This window comes from Brevundimonas sp. MF30-B (assembly GCF_004683885.1).
Taxonomy (GTDB): domain Bacteria; phylum Pseudomonadota; class Alphaproteobacteria; order Caulobacterales; family Caulobacteraceae; genus Brevundimonas.
The window spans coordinates 896,642-913,900 of record NZ_CP038440.1; the positions used below are offsets into that span (position 1 = coordinate 896,642).

General features: G+C 70.9%; 14 protein-coding genes. All 14 read right to left on the minus strand.

The features are described from left to right. Positions 1-7: 7 nt before the first annotated feature. Positions 8-2,881 carry a pitrilysin family protein gene (locus E4M01_RS04585; RefSeq protein ID WP_135062017.1) on the minus strand — a complete coding sequence of 958 codons (2,874 nt, stop codon included), beginning with the start codon at positions 2,879-2,881 and terminating at the stop codon, positions 8-10. Between the two features lie 68 nt (positions 2,882-2,949). Next, a complete protein-coding gene (locus tag E4M01_RS04590) occupies positions 2,950-3,471 on the minus strand; it encodes a periplasmic heavy metal sensor (RefSeq protein ID WP_135062016.1) in 522 nt (173 codons plus the stop codon). Further along, on the minus strand, positions 3,468-3,902 hold the full coding sequence (locus tag E4M01_RS04595; protein WP_135062015.1) for a hypothetical protein: 435 nt from the start codon (positions 3,900-3,902) through the stop codon (positions 3,468-3,470). The genes E4M01_RS04590 and E4M01_RS04595 overlap by 4 nt, the downstream gene beginning before the upstream one ends. Next, on the minus strand, positions 3,899-4,468 hold the full coding sequence (locus E4M01_RS04600; RefSeq protein WP_135062014.1) for an RNA polymerase sigma factor: 570 nt from the start codon (positions 4,466-4,468) through the stop codon (positions 3,899-3,901). Before E4M01_RS04600 ends, E4M01_RS04595 begins: the two co-directional genes overlap by 4 nt. 66 nt (positions 4,469-4,534) lie before the next feature. Beyond that, complete coding sequence (locus tag E4M01_RS04605) at positions 4,535-5,098, minus strand: EF-hand domain-containing protein (RefSeq protein WP_135062013.1); 564 nt, start codon at positions 5,096-5,098, stop codon at positions 4,535-4,537. A 72-nt stretch (positions 5,099-5,170) separates the two neighbouring features. Beyond that, positions 5,171-8,026 carry a bifunctional [glutamine synthetase] adenylyltransferase/[glutamine synthetase]-adenylyl-L-tyrosine phosphorylase gene (locus tag E4M01_RS04610; RefSeq protein WP_135062012.1) on the minus strand — a complete coding sequence of 952 codons (2,856 nt, stop codon included), beginning with the start codon at positions 8,024-8,026 and terminating at the stop codon, positions 5,171-5,173. Beyond that, positions 8,023-9,441, minus strand: a complete 1,419-nt coding sequence (locus E4M01_RS04615; RefSeq protein ID WP_135062011.1) for a HAMP domain-containing sensor histidine kinase — start codon at positions 9,439-9,441, stop codon at positions 8,023-8,025. The genes E4M01_RS04610 and E4M01_RS04615 overlap by 4 nt, the downstream gene beginning before the upstream one ends. Before the next feature lie 134 nt (positions 9,442-9,575). Then, entirely contained in the window at positions 9,576-10,247 is a 672-nt protein-coding gene (locus E4M01_RS04620) for a response regulator transcription factor (RefSeq protein WP_135062010.1), read from the minus strand. 82 nt (positions 10,248-10,329) lie between these two features. After that, a complete protein-coding gene (locus tag E4M01_RS04625) occupies positions 10,330-11,901 on the minus strand; it encodes a Do family serine endopeptidase (RefSeq protein ID WP_135062733.1) in 1,572 nt (523 codons plus the stop codon). A 109-nt stretch (positions 11,902-12,010) separates the two neighbouring features. Further along, the gene (locus E4M01_RS04630; protein ID WP_135062009.1) at positions 12,011-12,505 is read right to left on the minus strand and encodes a cytochrome c-type biogenesis protein; all 495 of its coding nucleotides are present in this window, start codon (positions 12,503-12,505) and stop codon (positions 12,011-12,013) included. Beyond that, a complete protein-coding gene (locus E4M01_RS04635) occupies positions 12,502-14,475 on the minus strand; it encodes a heme lyase CcmF/NrfE family subunit (RefSeq protein WP_135062008.1) in 1,974 nt (657 codons plus the stop codon). The genes E4M01_RS04630 and E4M01_RS04635 overlap by 4 nt, the downstream gene beginning before the upstream one ends. Continuing rightward, positions 14,472-14,960, minus strand: coding sequence for a cytochrome c maturation protein CcmE (gene ccmE, locus E4M01_RS04640; protein WP_135062007.1), 489 nt, complete (start codon positions 14,958-14,960; stop codon positions 14,472-14,474). Before ccmE ends, E4M01_RS04635 begins: the two co-directional genes overlap by 4 nt. Before the next feature lie 64 nt (positions 14,961-15,024). Further along, the gene (ccmI, locus tag E4M01_RS04645) at positions 15,025-15,840 is read right to left on the minus strand and encodes a c-type cytochrome biogenesis protein CcmI (RefSeq protein ID WP_135062006.1); all 816 of its coding nucleotides are present in this window, start codon (positions 15,838-15,840) and stop codon (positions 15,025-15,027) included. A gap of 36 nt (positions 15,841-15,876) precedes the next feature. Beyond that, complete coding sequence (locus E4M01_RS04650) at positions 15,877-17,247, minus strand: hypothetical protein (RefSeq protein ID WP_135062005.1); 1,371 nt, start codon at positions 17,245-17,247, stop codon at positions 15,877-15,879. Positions 17,248-17,259 lie beyond the last annotated feature (12 nt).

Consider the following 17,259-nt stretch of genomic DNA (forward strand, 5'->3'; position numbering starts at 1 on the left):
CCCGGCTCTACTCCAGACCCAGCGTGGCGCTGCCGAGATCAATCGCGGAAGCGGGCGCCACCACCAGATCGGGATGCGCCTGACGCAGAGGCTCCAGAAACAGCCGCGCATCGCCCACTACGACCACATAGGCTTGCTCCGAGCCGATCGAGGCCCGCGCTGCGGTCTGGACGGCCTGCGGCGTCACCGCCTGGATGCGCTCGGCATATCGGGTCAGATCGGCCAGGTCGCGCCCCTGGATGACCGCCTCGGCGATGGCCCCGCCCAGACCGGCGGTCGTTTCAAGACCCCGCGTGAAACCTCCCGCCACGAAGGTGCGCCGCCCCGAGACGATTTCATCGGGCGTGGCTTCCGATCCGATCCGGTCGAACTCGGCGAGCACCAGCCCGACCACTTCTGCCGCGCTCTCGTTCTTGGTCTGGCTGCTGGCGGTCAGCAGCCCGCTCTCGGCGCGCGCCGAGAGGTTCGAATAGGCGCCATAGCTGAGGCCGCGTTTGGCGCGCACCTCCTGGAACAGGCGGCCGTTCGATCCGCCGCCGATGACCGCGTTTGCGATGGTGAGGGCATCCCAGGCGGGATCCGAGCGAAGCGGCGCGCGTACCGCCGCGGCGACGGCGGCCTGGCCCGCGTTGGGCATGTCTACGACGATCACGCGCGGCGAGGTCGGCGCACCGGCGCGGGGCGGCGACGAAGGGGCCGGAGCGGTCGGCCGGCTCCATTGGCCCAGGGCCTGTTCGGCGAAGGCGAAGGCGGCTTCGGGCTCCATCCCGCCCGTGATGATCAGGGTGGACGTATCCGGTCTCCACCATTGGCGATGGAACTGGGCGATCTCTTCCCGGGTCAGGGCCTGAAGGCTTTCCGGTGTGCCCGCAGACGGTGCGCCGTACGGCGCGGCGCCGTACACCACCCGATCCAGCACTGCAGAAGCCAGAGGGCCCGGCTGACGCAGGTTGACGCGGAGCCGGTTCACCGCCTGGGCTCGGGCGCGTTCCAATTCGTCGGGGGCGTAGGCCGGTCGTTGAACGACATCGGCCAGGATGCCGCCCGCGCCGGTCGCCGACGCGATCGGAGCCGAGAGGGACACGCCCGTGACGTCGGCGCTGGCGCCCACGTTCAGATTGGCGCCGAGCGCTTCCAGGGCGGCCGCGATCTCGGGCGCCGATCTGTCGCCCGCACCCTGGCGCGCCAGGGTCGCCGCCATGCCCGCCAAGCCGGACCGATCTGCGGGATCGGCCGAGGCGCCGCCCGCGATGAGAAGCTGAGCGTTCATGATGGGCAGGTCGGTGGACTTGGCGGCGATGACGCGCAGTCCGTTGGGCAGGACCCGCTCGGCGATCACCGGAGCGGCGATCGGCCGGCTCTCTCCCACGGCGGGCGCCGCCATGCGCTGGCCTTCGGGCGCCAGGACGTTGGGCGGCAGCACGGCCGGCGGGACGCTGAGGAAGGTCGGGACCGGGGCCGGGTTGCGCCAGCTGTCCTCAGCGGTTCCCTCGGGTCGACGACCCTCGTCCTGATACAGGATGGAAACGCGGGCTCGCTCGTTCAGATAGGTCTGTGCGACGCGCTGCACGTCGGCTGCCGTCACGGCCTGAATAGCACCGACCCGTTGATCCGGGGCCGAAGGCGCGAGCCCTGCACTGAGGGCGTTGCCGAGAATGAAGGCGCGACCCGAGGCGGTCTCGCGCTGGCGCAGCTCGGCGGACAGCAGCTCCATCTTGGCCTCGGCCAGTTCGGCGGCCGTGACGGGCTGGGATCGGATGCGTTGCAGCTCGGCGTTCAGGGCGGCTTCCGCTTCGCCGGGGTCACGGCCTTGGGCGACCGTAACGCTGGCGGACAGATAGCCCCCTTCTTCCATGGCGTTGACCCCGAACGACGCCGAGGACGCCAGCTGGCTGTCATAGACCAGGGCCCGATAAAGGCGCGAGTTCTCGCCTCGCGACAGGATGGCCTGCATGACGTCCAGCGCCGCGTTGTCGCCGTTCTGCGCATCGGGTCCCGGATAGAGGGCGGCGACGGCGGGCAGGGGCACGTTCGGCGCATAGGCCATGACTTGCCGGGGCGCGGTCCGCGGCTGGGGCGCAGGACGTTGCATGCGCGGCACAGGGCGATCGGGGTTAGCGATGTCGCCGAAATACTGATCGACCCAGGCGTCAAGCTGGGCTGGGTCGAAGGCGCCCGACACGATAAGCGTGGCGGTCGCCGGCCGATAGTAGGCCTCGTGAAAGGCGCGCGCGTCGTCGATCGTCGCGGCGTCGAGCTGCTCGATCGAACCGATGATCGAGCGCCTGTAGATGTGATCGTCGAAGGCGTTGTCCGGGGTTACGAAGAAGGCCAGCCGGCCGTAAGGCGGCGCATAGACGCGCTGGCGGAGCTCTTCCTTCACGATCGACCGCTCGGCGTCGAACACGTCCTGATCCACGACCGGCCGAGCCATCCGCTCGGCGTGGGTCCAAAGCATGGTTTCAAGATACTGGGGCGGGACCGTTTCGTAGTAGTTGGTGTAATCCTGACTGGTCGATGCGTTGCGTGTGCCGCCGACGTCTTCGACCATGGCGCTGATCGCGCCATAGGGCAGGTTGACCGTCTTGCGCGACAGGATGTGCTCGAACAGGTGGGCGAAGCCGGAGCGACCCTCCGGATCATCCTTGCCGCCGACATCATACCACAGGGTGACGGTCACGGCGCCCGCCGTGTCGTCCGGCATGGCGTAGACCTTCAGACCATTGCTCAACTCTCGATGGGTGTAGCGCAGCGGCGGAGGCGTCACCGCAGAGGCGGGGCTCGCGGCGGCTGCGGCAAGTTGGGGCGCCTGGGTCCAAGCGGGCGTGGCCGTCAGGATCGCGGCCATAGAAGCGCCGGCCAAGGCGACGGATTTCAGCATGTCTTCCCCCTAGGTTGATGATGCGCCGGAGCATGATCGCAGTTCTGCTCCCCCCGCCGGCGGCTTGGCTATGGCCGAGCTTGTGAATTCGGCGGGTCGGAGTGATCGGCGGTCGGCGCGGGCTGGCTATGCCGTCTGCCGTTGCGATTGCGGGACAGCAGGGGCGACAGGGCCTGGCGGTCGGCCTGGTCGAGGCCCGACAGCACCTGCACCGCGCCGGTCTCCAGCCGCGCGCGGCCGCGCATCTCGGCCAAGCGCGATTCCTCCAGCAAGGCCTGCACGCCGGCCTGGTCGAAGGTCGGGGCGGCCGAGCGGGCGATGGCTTCGCGGCGGGCGGCGCGGGCGGCCTCGAAGTCGGGCTTGGCGGCCAGAGCCGAGGCCCGCAGCGCCTGGCGCACCGGCGCCTGCTGCGCCGGCTCCAGCTGTTCGATCAGGGCCATGGCGGGGCTTTGACGCCCGCCGCGCCGCTCCGCCTCGGCCTGGCTTTCGGCGCGCTGGGCGCCGATCCAGATCACCAGGCCGACGGCCAGGGCGAACAGGTTCAGACCGATCGAGGCGATCAGGGCGATCTTGAGCGCGCGAGGGGTCATCCGCTCGTTCCCAGAACTTCGGCGTCGTCCACGGTGGACAGGGACGCCTGATACAGCACCGTGTCAGCGCGAACGGCGGCGGTCAGCTTGTCGTTCAGGCCGACGCCCGCCACGACGCCGGCGCAGGCCGCCGCCGCCCAGCCGGCGCCCGCCAGCCAAGCCAGGCCGCCCCAGCCCCAACGCCGCAGATTGCGCGGCTTCAGGCCCTGCGACAGGGCCGAGCCGACGGCGCGGTCGACTTGGGCGCGCGAAGCAGTCAGGCGAGGCGACGCGTCCAGGGTCTCGTCCAGAGCCCGCGCCTGGGCCAGCAGGGCGCGCGCCGGGGCCGAAGTCGACAGCAGGCGTTCGGCAGCGGAGCGCTCGCCTTCAGGCCAGCGGCGCGGCTCCGCGCCATAGGCGGCGATCAACTGTTCCAGCCGGTCATGGGTCACCGATGGTCTCCTTCAACTCCCGGGGCGATGTCGGCCAGAGCCTGCCGCAGGGCACGACGCCCGCGTGACAGAAGGCTTTCCAGCGCCTCGACGCTGACGTCCATCAGGCCGGCGGCCTCGATGTTGGTCAGTTCCTGATAATGGCACAGAACCAGCGCTTCGCGCTGACGCTGAGGCAGAGCCGCGAGCGCGGCGTCGACCCTGCGGCCGGTGTCGGCGGCCATGAGGCCCCGGTCGGGCGCCGGGCCCTCGTCGGGCCGATCCGGCGGCGTCTCGGTTGGAACCTCCCGCCGCCGCCGCAGGCGATCGTAGCAGAGGTTCAGCGCCACCCGGTGCAGCCAGGTGTCGAACTTGGCCTTGCCTGGGGTCCAGCGCGGGGCCTGGCGCCAGGCGCGGATCAGAGCCTCCTGCGCCACGTCCTCGGCCTCGGCCGCATCGCCCAGCATTCGGCCGGCCAGCGCCAGCATGCGTGGAAGCTTGCGCGCCACCAGCGCCTGGATGGCCGCGGCGTCGCCGCGCCCTGCGCGACGCACCAGATCCTCGTCGGGGTCGGCGATCCGAACCAGTGCGGCCTCCCTCGACCCTCTGAAAAAGGGCGGACGTGGCTGAAACCGCCGTCCCCGACATCATCCTTACTCCGAACCGGGCGCCGCTGGCGACGCCGGACGCGCACCGCGCCTGTCGCGACGCTGCTCGCGCATCTGGGTCATGGCCGCACGGCGCTCCTCCGCGGTGACGACGCCGTCATTGTTTGCGTCCATCCGGGCGAACTGTTCGGCGGCCCGAGCACGAGCGTCTTCGATGCGCATAGGCTCAGCCGCACGGCTGTTGACGCGACGGTCCATGCGCTTGGCGCGCGGTCCCGCGCGTTCGGTCCCGGCGCGCTGAGACCGGTTCAGGAACTCCTCCCGACTCAGCACGCCGTCGCGATTGGCGTCCAGCCGATCAAAGGCCTGGGCGGTGCGCTCGGCGCGGCGCGTCTGCATGGCGGCTCGGCGTTCCTCGGCTGTGACCACGCCGTCGTTATTGGCGTCCAGGGCCTGCAGCCGCTCGACGCGGCGTTGGACGAAGTCGGCCTGGGCGACAGGTTGCGCGCGCTCGGCGGCGCGCGGGTTCTGCGTCTGGGCCTGGGCGGCGCCGGCGAGGCCGGTCAGCATCAAGGCGGCCGCGCCGCCGAGCACAAATGTACGGCTCATGTGGATCTCCGTGAGGATGGTTGTCGCGTCCCTGTCACGGTTCACACGCGCCGCCTGTCGGAGTCCGTCGCTTTAGTTCAGAGCGTTCTCGAAGGCGGCCCGCGCGGCGCGGCGCAGAATGGTCAGTTCATCTTTCAGCGCCCCAAAGTCCGAAGCTCCCGCGGTTTCCGCCAGGCGCCGCCTGAAGCCTTCCGGCTCGGCGTCTGGATCGGGCTGTTCGTCAAAGGCGCACGCCAGCAGCTGGGACAGCCGCTGCTGCAGCCTCCAGGCCTGCTCAAGCACATCGTCATTTGAAAGGGACTGCAGAGTGGAGACGGTCAGGGCGCGGCCCTCAGCCGCCGCCTGCAACTGGCGGTACTGGGCGACGAACTCGGCGTCCACCTGCCCCCCCGGTGAGAGCTTCAGGTCCCAGAAGCCGTGCGGCGGCCGCTCGCGGTCCATCAGGGCGCGCATGGCTCGCACATCATGCCTCAGGGCTGCATCGTCCCGCGGCTGTCTGAGTGCGGCTTCGATCGTCTGGCTCACCCGCTCGCCGAAGGCCGCGTCGCCGGCCCAGACCACGCGCGCCCGCGTCAGAGCCAGGAACTCCCAGCTGTCGGCCTCGCGGGCGTAATAGTCGGACAGGGCTGACAGCCGCACGGCGACCGGCCCCTTGGAGCCCGAGGGCCGGAGCCGCATGTCGACCTCGTACAGCCCGCCCTCGGCCGTCTGGGCCGACAGAGCCGCGATCAGCCTCTGGGTGAAGCGGCCGTAGAAGGTCTCCGCGCCCCAGCCGCGCCCCGCAGAAGAGGCGTCCGGCGCGGCGTCATAGACGGTCATCAGGTCCAGGTCCGACGACGCCGTCATTTCGCGCGACCCGGCCTTGCCCAGCGCCACGACGGCCACGGCGCCGGGAAAGGCGCCGCCCATCCTTTCGGCCTCGGCCAGGGCGGCCGGGGCCAAGGCGCGCATGGCCGCGTCGGCCAACACCGTATAGGCCCGCCCCGCCGCCTCGCCGCCGGCGCGGCCGGTGACGGTCTGAAGGCCGATGCGGAAAGTCTGTTCGCGGTGCAGCCGGCGCACCACGTTCATCGCGCCCTCGAAGTCCTGGGCGGCCGCCTCGCTCAGCATCTCTGCGATGACGCCCGAGTCCTCGTCCAGATCGGCCAGGAAGCGGGCGTCCAGGACGCTGTCCAGCGCGGCGGGCTGGCGGCCCAGCATGCGGGCCAGGCGCGGCGCATAGGCCATCATGCCCACCACCATCTCGAACAGCCGCGGCTGATTGAGGAACAGGGCCTGGACCTGCACGCCCCCAGACAGGCCCGAGAAGAAGACGGCGAACCGGCGGAAGGCCGCGTCCGGCGCGCCCGTCTCGGCCATGGCCGTCAGCAGGCGCGGCGCCAGGCGGGTGAACAGTTCGCGTCCCTTGGCTGATCGTGTGGCCGAGATGCGGCCATGATGCCACTCGCGGATCGTGGAAGCGACCGACGCCGGCTCCGAAAAGCCCATGCGCTGCAGCGTCTCCAAGGTCCCGGGATCATTCTCGACGCCGGTGAAGACGAGGCTGCCGTAGGGGGACGACAGGTCCTCGCCGCCCTCGAACAACTCCCCGTAGCGGTGGTTCACCCCCGCCAGCAGACCTTCGACGCCGGCGTCGAACAGGGCCAGATCACCCTCTCCCGCCAGGGCCGCCACGGCTGCGCGACGCGACGGATCGGCGGGCAGGACATGAGTCTGTTCGTCCTCCAGCATCTGGACGCGATGCTCCAGGGCGCGCAGTTCGCCGTAGGCGTCGGACAGCTGGCGCGCGACGTCGGCGGGCACATGGCCCGCCTCGGCCAGCGCGTTCAGGGCGTCGAGGGTCCGGGGGCTGCGCAGCGACGGGTCGCGGCCGCCCAGGATCAGCTGCTGGGTCTGGGCGTAGAACTCGATCTCGCGGATGCCGCCCCGGCCCAGTTTCAGGTTGGCGCCGGCGGCCTGCAGGCCCTCGCCGGTCTTGTGGACGTGGATCTGCTTCTTGATCGATTGGATGTCGAGGATCGCCGGATAGTCGAGGCTGCGCCGCCAGACGAAGGGCGTGAGGGCCTTCAGGAAGTCGCCCGCCTCGGCCAGGTCGCCCCCCACGGCGCGCGCCTTGATGAAAGCCGCCCGCTCCCAGTTCTGGCCTACGGATTCATAATAGGCCAGGGCCGTCGGCGCGGCGACGACCGGCGGGGTGGAGGAGGGGTCGGGCCGAAGTCGGAAGTCGACGCGGAAGACATAACCGTCCCCGGTGCGCTCGCTGAGCAGGGTCGCCAGGCCCTGGGCCACGCGGTTAGCGAAGGCCTGCGGCTCGGGCCCCGCCAGCACGCCAACCAAGACTTCCGGTTGGTAGAACAGGCTGATGTCGATGTCCGAGGAGTAGTTGAGCTCTCCAGCACCGTGTTTGCCCATGGCGACGGCGAACAAGCCGGGCGCGGGGCCGCGCGGGTCATCCGCCGCGGAGGTCAGCCGCCCGCGCTCGCGCGCCTCATGCGTGGCGCTGGCCAGGGCGCGGCGCACGCTCTCGTCGGCGAAGGCGCTGAGCGCGCCAGTGACCGCCTCCAGGCCCCAGACGCCGCCGAGGTCGCACAGGGCGGTCAGCAGATGCAGTTCCGCCTTCAGCTTGCGCAGCGGCGCGCGCAACGCCTCGGGCGGCCCGTTCAGCGCCCGGGTGCGATCTAAAAGGTCGGCAAGGCGGGCTTCGGGATCGCTGCTCAGAACGGCGAGCAGGACATCGGGCGCGCGCCGCATCAGGCCCGCGAGATAAGGAGACGCCGCCGCGATGGGCGCCAGCGCCGGCCAGGCGGCGCGCAATCGATCCGCCCAGCTCGTTTCGACGGCCGCCTCGTCCAGCCGGTCACGCAGCCGCTCTGCAGCGACGGGATCGACCACCGGACCGCAAGGGCGCAAGCGATCGATCAAGTTCATTCCGCAGCCTTGGCGGACGCCGGGGGCAGGACCAGGGCGACACGCAGGCCCGGCCCCCGTCCGCCGTAGGCCCCGGGTCCCTCGTCCAGCTGGATGCGCCCGGAGTGGGCCTCCATCACCGCCGTGACCAGCGACAGGCCCAGGCCCGAGCCCGGTTCGGTGCGGCTGTTGTCCAGACGCACGAAACGCTGCGTCACCCGCTCGCGGTCGGCGTCGGGCACGCCTGGCCCGGTGTCGGTCACCGAGAACTCGATTTCGCCGGACGACCGCCTGCGCGCACGCAGGGTCACGGCGCCGCCGGCCGGCGTGTACTTGATGGCGTTGTCGATGATGTTGGCCAGGGCCTGAGCCAGGAAAGGGCGGTTGGCCTCCACCATCAGACCGCGCTCGATCTCGGCGGCGAACTCCAGGTCCTTGTCCTCGGCGGCGGGCTCGTACAGTTCGGCCATGTCGGCGGCCAGGTCGGCGGCGTCGAACAAGACCGGATCGGGCGTGCGCCCCTTGGCCGCCTGCAATCGGGCGATGGCCAGGACGGCGTTGAAGGTTTTCAGCAGTTGGTCCGCTTCGTCCAGCGCCACCTGGAGGGCGTCCGGCCCCTCGATCCGCCCGGCCTCGGCGTCGATCAGGGCGACCTCCAGCTTGGCGCGCATGCGCGTCAGGGGCGAGCGCAGGTCGTGAGCGATGGCGTCGCCGGCGTGGCGGATCGAGGCCATGGAGGCTTCAAGCCGGTCCAGCATCCGGTTCATGCCCTGGCCCAGCTCGTCGAGTTCGTCGCCTGAGCCTCGAATCTCCGCCCGCGCCTTCAGGTCGCCGTTCTGAACGGCTGTCACGACGCGGTTCAGCCGGCCCATAGCGGTCTCGACGCGGCGGCTGATGAACAGACCGCCGGCCAGGCCCATCAGGATGACCAGCGCCATCGCCATCCACAGCGCCTGGGTCAGGCGGGCCAGATACTCTTCCGTGTCGCCCATGTCCTGACCGACGAACAGGCGGTCTCCACCCGACAGAACCATCTCGACTCCGAGGGCCTGACGCTGACGCACGCGGCCCGCGGGGTCCGTGTCGGTCAGACGAAAGGTGGTCCACTGGCTGGACGGATCCGATCGCGCGGGCACGGTCTCGAGGCTGCCGGTGACGCGCGTCCCGTCAGGCCGGCTCAGCAGGTAGACGTAGTCGTTGCCGCGCAGGATTCGGTCAACGAGCGCCTGGTTCAGGGCGTCGACGCCTCGCTCGCGGTAGATCGAGGCCAGAACGCCCACCTCGCTGCGCACGCCGGCCTCGGCCCGCGCCCGCGCCTCGCTGGCCGAGGCGAGATAGACATAGGCCAGAATGGCGCTGGCCGCCGTCACGAACAGCGCCAGAAACAGCAGCGTCAGTCGAAACGGCGTGCGGCGAAGAAGGGACGGCAGGCGCATGGCGTCTAGTGGCGAGTGACGAGTGGCGAGTGGCGAGCAAGCCGCCACGCGGCACGGCGCCGCTCCCCGCCGGCGATGTTCGGGCCTGACTCGCTCACTGTCTCGCCACTCGCCACTCGCCACTCATCACTGGCTTACGCCTCCAGCCGGTACCCCGCGCCGCGCACGGTCTGCAGCATGGCCTTGTCGAAGCCCTTGTCGATCTTGGAGCGCAGGCGGCTGATGTGCACGTCGATGACGTTGGTCTGGGGGTCGAAGTGGTATTCCCAGACCTTCTCAAGCAGCATGGTGCGCGTCACCGATTGGCCGGCGTGGCGCATCAGAAACTCCAGCAGCTGGAACTCGCGCGGCTGCAGGTCAATCTCTTGGCCGGCGCGATGCACGGTGCGGCCGATCAGGTTCATCTCCAGCTCGCCGACTTTCAGCACGGTCTGGACGCCGCCGGTCTCGCGCCGGCGGGCCAGGGCTTCGACCCGCGCAATCAGCTCGGCGAAGGCGTAGGGTTTGACCAGATAGTCGTCGGCGCCGGCCTTCAGGCCCGTGACCCGATCCTCGACCTCGCCCAGCGCCGACAGGAACAGCACCGGCGTCTGATCGCCGCCCTGGCGCACGGTCTCGACCATGCCGACCCCGTCCAGGCGCGGCATCATGCGGTCGACGACATAGACGTCGTAGCCGCCCTTCTGCGCCTCGAGCAGGCCGAAGGCGCCGTCCACGGCGTGGGTCACGTCATGGCCCGCCTCGCTGAGGCCGCGCACCATGGCGGCGGCCGCTTCCGCATCGTCCTCGACCACCAGAATACGCATAGACGGGCTCCCGACAGAGATTCGCCGCCGATGCTAGCGCATCGACGGCGAAGACGTGAGTTAAGGCTTTGTCAGACCGAGGTCACTCCTCGGCGAAGCGCAGCACTATCGGGGCAGGCTGGCCCGCGCCCCTGCGGACGAAGATCAGCACGCCGGGACGCCCAGCCTGTTTCACAGCCGCCACCGCAGCCTGAAGGTCAGCCGCAGAGCGCACTTCGCGGGTGTCGGCCCGGGTGATGACGTCGCCCGCTCTCAGGCCTAGACGCGCCGCCGCTGTGCCTCGCTCCACGTCGGTGACAACAACGCCGCTCACCGATTCCGCCACCCCGTAACGCTGTCTCAGAGCGGGAGTGATGGCGGTGACGCGAACACCTTCGATCACCTCGCCCTGAGGCGTCGGCGCTTGTCCCGGGCGGCTCGGCTCACCATCAGCGCCATCGGCCGCCAGCAACTCAGCTTCCGAGGGCCGGGTGCCGGACCGAACATTCAATGTCTGGCGTCGCCCGTCACGGATGATGTCCAGACGAATCGTCTCGCCTGGCCGCGAAGCGCCTACCAGGCGGGTGGCCTCGGTGCCATTGGCGACGGCTTGGCCGTTCACGGCGACCAGAATGTCCCCGACGCGCGCACCAGCGCGGGCGGCTGGACCGCCTTCAGTGACGCTCGATACATAGGCGGCTTTGAGGTCACGCGCTTGGCCAAGGGCCTCCCAGCGGTCGCCGTCGAAAGTGTGAAGCCCCAACCCGACATAGCCGCGCTCAACCCGCCCGTCGCGCATCAGCTGGTCGGTGATCGGCTTGGCGACCGAGGCGGGGATGGCGAAACCGATGCCGATCGAGCCGCCGGTCTGGGAATAGATCGCCGAGTTCACGCCGATTACGCGGCCGTAGATGTCGAAGGTCGGGCCGCCCGAGTTGCCCCGGTTGATGGCGGCGTCGATCTGCAGGAAGTCGACGTAGCCAGCCGAGCCCGGATCGATGTTCTGGCGCGACAGGGCCGAGACGATGCCGGCCGTGGCCGTGCCGCCCAGGCCCAGGGGGTTGCCGATGGCGATGACCCAGTCGCCGACCCGCGGCTGGGCTTGGTCCTCGAACGAGACGAAGGGGAAGTCCGCCCCCTCGACCTTGATGACGGCCAGGTCGGTCGCGGGGTCCGTGCCCACGACGCGGGCGGTCAGTTCGCGCTGGTCGGCCAGGCGCACCTTGATCTCGGTGGCGTCCTCGACGACGTGATTGTTGGTGACGATGTAGCCGTCGGCGGAGATGAAGAAGCCGGATCCGGCGCCCTGAGCCGTGGGCGCATCCTCTTCGCTCTGGCCTTCCTGACCGCGGCCCTGGCCAGGCGCGCTGAAGGGCAGGGGAGGCAGGCCGGGAATCTGCAGGAAGCCGCCGGTGGGCCGCTGAACCCGCGTCGTCACGTCGATCGACACCACCGCCGGCGAGACCTGCTGGAAAATGTCGGCGAAGCTGAGCGGCGCGCCCTGCGGAGGGGCGAAGGCGGCGGCGGGGGCGGGCGAGGCCGTCAGTCGGCCCGAGGCGCCGGCCACCGGCTCGGCGTGCGCGCCCGGCCAGGTGATTACGCCGCCCGCGGTCGCGCCCGCGGCGAGGGCCAGGCCGGCGGCGGCCCCCAGAATGAACTCCTTGCGCTTCAGCATCGTCGTCCCTGCGATCCTCTTCATTCGGCCCTGAATGGACCGTGTCGCCCTTGGATATAGATCGACGGCGGCCTTGGCCAACCGTCGGCCCGGCGATCGTTGTTCCGCCTCAGCGTCCGTCGTGGGGCGAGGTTGCGTCAGGATCGCGGCGAAGCTTGTTTTCGGTCAGACGCGCAAGGGCCGCCTCTTCCTCTGGTGACAGGGGAGCGGGGTCAGGCCGACGCCGGCGCGAACGCAGCAACAACGCCGCACCTGCGCCCAGGATCAGGGCGAACGGCCCCAGCCACAGCAGCAGGGTGCCCAGGCGGAACGGCGGCTGGAACAGGATGTAGTCGCCGTAGCGATCGACCAGGCCGCGGCGGACTTGCTCGTCGGTGCGGCCGGCGGCGACCTCCTCGCGCACCAGACGGCGCATATCGGCGGCCATGCCGGCGGGAGAATCGGCGATGGACTCGTGCTGGCACACCACGCAGCGCACATCGGCGAACAGGGCGCGGGCGCGCGCCTCCTGGCCGGCGTCGGGCAGAGGCTGGTCGGGCGCCGGTGCGGGCTCGGCGGCCATCAGGCCCACGGAGGCCAGGGCGATCAGCAGCGCGCGCTTCACGCCCTGGACCTCCTGCCCACGGCGACGCGCAGCCGCCGGTCGAACAGCGATAGGGCGCCGCCCAGGGCCATCAGCGCCGGCCCCAGGAAGATCAGCCGCGCCCACGGATTGTAATAGAGCCGGACCGTCCAGGCCTGGCCGCCGTCCTGGGCCGCCCGGCGCTCGCCCATCACGACATAGAGGTCATCCAGACCGCGGAAATCGAGCCCGACCTCGGTGGTGGTCTGTCCGCCGGCGGGGAAGAAGCGGCGCTCGGCGGTCAGCACGCGGTCCGGGCCCGAGCCCGAGCGCGGACCAACGGTCAGCCGGCCCTGTTCGGCGATGTAGTTGGGGCCCTCGATCATCTGCACGTCGTCCAGGCGCGCCGACCAGGCGCCGGCCGAGACGCTCTGGCCGATCGACAGCGGCGCGGCCGCCTCGACCTTGAAGCTGGTCTCGACCACGGCCCCCAGCACGAAGACGCCGACGCCCGCATGCGCCAGAGCCATGCCCCAGGCGCCCAGCGGCAGGCCCCGCGCGCGACGCAGGCTTTCAGCCCCGGGTGCGCGGAACAACCGGATACGCTCGGCCAGTTCGACCAGAGCGCCGACGATCAGCCAGGCCCCGATGCCGATGCCCACGGTCGCCAGCGCCTTCTTCGGCTCGAAGGCGAACCAGGCCGCCAGACCCGCGAGCACCGCCAGCACCGCCGCCCAGGTCAGGCGCTGGACCACGCCCTTCAGGTCCGCGCGCTTCCACGACATAAGCGGGCCGGCCGGCAGGATGATGAAGGCGACCATCATCAGCGGCGTGAAGGTCAGGGCGAAGAAGGGCGGTCCGACCGAAATCGTCTGGCCGGTCGCGGCCTCCAGGATCAGCGGATAGAGGGTGCCCAGCAGGACCGTGGCGGCCGCCACCGTCAGGAACAGGTTGTTCAGCACCAGGGCCGCCTCGCGGCTGACCGGCGCAAAGGCCCCGCCGTCCTTCAACCGGGGCACGCGCCAGGCGAACAGGGCGAACGCTAACCCTGAAGCGACGCCCAGGATGGCCAGCAGCATCAGACCGCGCTGAGGATCGACCGCGAAGGCGTGGACGCTGGTCAGCACGCCCGACCGCACCAGAAACGCCCCCAGCATCGAGAAGGTGAAGGCCAGAAGCGCCAGGAAGACGGTCCAGCCCTGCAAGGCTCCGCGTCGCTCGGTCACCACCGCCGAATGCAGCAGGGCCGCGCCCGCCAGCCAGGGCAGGAAGGAGGCGTTCTCCACCGGGTCCCAGAACCACCAGCCGCCCCAGCCCAGTTCGTAGTAGGCCCAGAAGGAGCCGAGCGTGATGCCGACGGTCAAAAAGGCCCAGGACGCCAGCGCCCAAGGGCGCACCCAGCGGCCCCAGGCGGCGTCGACGCGCCCTTCGATCAGGGCGGCGACCGCCAGCGAGAAACAGACCGAAAAGCCGACATAGCCGAGGTAGAGCAGCGGCGGATGCACCGCCAGCGCCGGATCCTGCAGCAGCGGATTCAGCGACGCGCCCTGGATCGGCGTCGGGTCCAGGCGGGTGAAGGGGCTGGAGGTGAAGGCCGCAAAGGCCAGGAACAGGGTGGTCAGCGCGCCCTGGACGGCGAGGGCCGAGGTCTTGAGGCCGAACGGCAGGTCGCGCGCACGCGCCAGCACGGCGCCGAACACCGCCATGACGAGGCACCACAGCAGAAGCGAGCCTTCATGGCTGCCCCAGGCGCCCGCCACCTTGTAGAGCATCGGCTTGTCGGTGTGGCTGTTGGCCGCCACGTTCGAGACAGAGAAATCCGAGACCACGAAGGCGAAGATCAGGGCGGCGAAAGCCAGGACGATGGCCCAGGCCGAAGCCACGCCCGCCCCCTGGCCCGCCCCGGCCAGCACCGGGCTGAGCCTCAGTCGGCCGGCCGTCGACAGACCCGTCTGCAGCGCGGCCAGCATCAGCGCCAGCGCCAGGGCGAAGGCCCCAAGTTCGGCTATCACAGCTGACGCGCCCTCTCGACGGAGGGCGATCCGTCTTCCGGCCGCCACTCGCCCTTTTCCTTCAGGCGGTCGGCGACTTCGCGCGGCATATAGGTCTCGTCGTGCTTGGCCAGGACCTGGCTGGCGCGGAAGGTGCGGTCGGCCTGGAAGGCGCCCTGCGCGACGATTCCCTGGCCCTCGCGGAACAGGTCGGGCAGATCGCCCTGAAACACCACACGCGTCACTGCGGCGTTGTCGGTGACGACGAATGCGACCGAGCCGTCCGCCCCCTGCTCGACGCTGCCGGCCTCGACCAGACCGCCCAGCCGGATGACGCGGCCCTCGGGCGCGGCTTCGGCCGTCGCCTCGGACGGAGAATAGAAGAAGGTCACGCTGTCCTGCATGGCCCACAGCGACAGGCCGACCGCCAGCGCCAGCACAGGCGCGACGGCGGCGACGATCCAGAGGCGGCGACGCGCCTTGGGCGAACGGGGAAGCCAGCTCATGGGCGAGAACCGAAGTCGAGGGATGGCCGCGCATATAGGCCCGCGGCCGCGCCGAGCCAACGCGTCATGATGCGCCCCCGGCCGGCGGCAGGCGCCGCTCCAGATCCTGGCGCCGCGGATCGGTCGGCTGCAGCGCAGCGATCAGCGGGGTCCACATCTCGCGCGTCACGGCGGCGTCTCCGCGCAGCAGCGCCGCCTCGCCGACGAAGAAGCGGGCGCCGAGCTGCTCCGGGTCGATGTCCAGCGCGCGGCGGAAAGCGGCTTCGGCGTCGGCGCCGATGGTTCCGTCATTGGCCCGCACCAGACTCTCGCCCAGACGCGCCCAGGCCTGAGCGTCGTCCGGGTTGAGTTCGACCAGCCTGCGGAAGGCCGAGACGGCCCCGAAGGAATCGCCGGCTTCGAAACGGGCGGCGCCCAGCATAGCCAGGGCCTGCGGATCGTCGGGCCGCTCGCGCACCACCCGGCCGACGACGGCAGCCAGCTGGGCCGGACCCAACTCGCCGGGCGTTTGCGCCCATTCGTCCAGACGCCGCTCGTAGGGCTCATCGGCCCGGCCCGGCGAACCCGTCAGGCCATACAGGCCGATGGCGAGCACAGAAGTCAGGGCCAGGCCGCCCAATATCCAGTAGCGGTCACGCGGGCCCACCACGGGGCGGATTTCGCCGCGTTCCCGGTTCAGCAGGCGGCGGGCGGCCTCGGCGCGCGCGGCGGCGAAGTCGGCGGCGCTGATCTGGCCCTGATCGCGCAGCCGCTCCAGAGCGTCGATCTCGACCGTGTCGCCGACGGATGGATCAACATCCACGCCGCGTCGCGCGCCGCTCAGCACCAGCAGCCCCGCCAGGGCGGCGGCCAGTCCGGCCAGAATCCAGAAGGTCAGCATGGCCCGCGTCTAGACCAACTCTATGGCCGCCGCGAGTCAGCGCCGCGCAGACGAGGCGATCCGTCGCCGCAGCGTGCGCGCCGCGTCCGCCGCGTCCAGCGTTTCGAGAAGGTCCGCCATTCGCGACACGACCGCACGGGCGTGGGCGGCGCGCTGGCGAGGATCGCCGGGGCCGGCGTCGATCTCCAGGTCGCCGTCGTTGACGGCGTCGATCGCCTGGTCGCCCTGGTTGAACAGCCGGTCGACTGCGGCCTGCACGACCCGGACGCGCTCGGCCTCGCACCCGAGCAGGGCGGCGGGCCCGCGCAAGGCGGCCACATGTCTTGCGCCCGCCTCGGCGGCGACGACCTCGGGAGCCTCGAGGTCGAGGTCCAGACGCGGCGTATCGCGGCTCATCATGCCGACGACCGCGACGCGGCGTAGGGGAAAGGCTTTGGACAGGGTCTTGTCCAAGGCGCGCATTGTGCGCGTCAGACGCGCTCCGGCGCGGGACCGGGCTTCACGCACGCGCGCGCCCCAAGGCGATTTGGGGTGCAGGTCCAGAGCGGCGTCGAACTCGCCCAGCACTGAGGCGCACCAAGTCAGGTCGGCCTGAAACGCCGCCTGATCAAGGGCGACGGTCGGACTCGCGAGACCGACCCGGTCCAGCCGCCTCTCGAGTTCCGCCAGAAGCCGCTCAACGAAGACGGCCAGGTCCGACTGGCGAAGCAGCGCCTCGCCGCCGCCGACCGGAGACGCCTCGACCACCACCTTCAGGATCAGCCACGCGTCGCCGACCTGGGCGAATAGAATGTCCAGCAAGCGCTCCGGCCCGTCGGGATGGATGTCGCCGGCCTCACGCAGGGCGGCCCGCAATTCGACGGCCTGGGCCTCGGTCGGACGGCCGGACCACGCCGGCAGGGAGCGGCCCAGCCGCCGCGCGAGAGCGGAAAGATCGAACGCGACCGCCAAGGCCTCCAGCCGCGCCGGCCGATCCGCCGCGCCGTCGTCCGGCCATATGCGCTCGGACGCGTCACGCGCCGCGGCGGCGGCGCGGGCGCACAGTCGGTCGGCGACGATGTCGGCGCGCGGCCCGTCGGCGTCCAGCGCCGGCGCCAGATCCGGCTCTCGCGCCAGGGCCTCGGCCCACAGGCGGCTCAGGACGTGCGAGGGGAAGGTCAGGGCCTCGACGCCGTCGCCCCGCTCGACGAACAGGGCGGTCAGCGGACCGAAGGCGCGGGCTCGGCGCGCGCGGTTCAGGGCCTCGGCCTCGACCAGATGCTCCAAATCCGCCGCCCGAGCGCCCGGCAGGGCGCGCGACATCTCGCCGATCGCGCCCAGAACGGCGTCGGGCGTGGCGGTCAGCAGGCTTTCCAGCGCGACGCGGTGGTCGGCGGACAGGCGCGATGATCGGGCAGGCTGGGACACGCGCCCATCGTG

Coding starts and splice junctions, on each gene's coding strand:
- E4M01_RS04585 (WP_135062017.1), bottom strand. CDS start 2,881: ATGCTGAAATCCGTCGCCTTGGCCGGCGCTTCTATGGCCGCGATCCTG.
- E4M01_RS04590 (WP_135062016.1), bottom strand. CDS start 3,471: ATGACCCCTCGCGCGCTCAAGATCGCCCTGATCGCCTCGATCGGTCTG.
- E4M01_RS04605 (WP_135062013.1), bottom strand. CDS start 5,098: ATGAGCCGTACATTTGTGCTCGGCGGCGCGGCCGCCTTGATGCTGACC.
- E4M01_RS04610 (WP_135062012.1), bottom strand. CDS start 8,026: ATGAACTTGATCGATCGCTTGCGCCCTTGCGGTCCGGTGGTCGATCCC.
- E4M01_RS04615 (WP_135062011.1), bottom strand. CDS start 9,441: ATGCGCCTGCCGTCCCTTCTTCGCCGCACGCCGTTTCGACTGACGCTG.
- E4M01_RS04620 (WP_135062010.1), bottom strand. CDS start 10,247: ATGCGTATTCTGGTGGTCGAGGACGATGCGGAAGCGGCCGCCGCCATG.
- E4M01_RS04625 (WP_135062733.1), bottom strand. CDS start 11,901: ATGCTGAAGCGCAAGGAGTTCATTCTGGGGGCCGCCGCCGGCCTGGCC.
- ccmE (WP_135062007.1), bottom strand. CDS start 14,960: ATGAGCTGGCTTCCCCGTTCGCCCAAGGCGCGTCGCCGCCTCTGGATC.
- ccmI (WP_135062006.1), bottom strand. CDS start 15,840: ATGCTGACCTTCTGGATTCTGGCCGGACTGGCCGCCGCCCTGGCGGGG.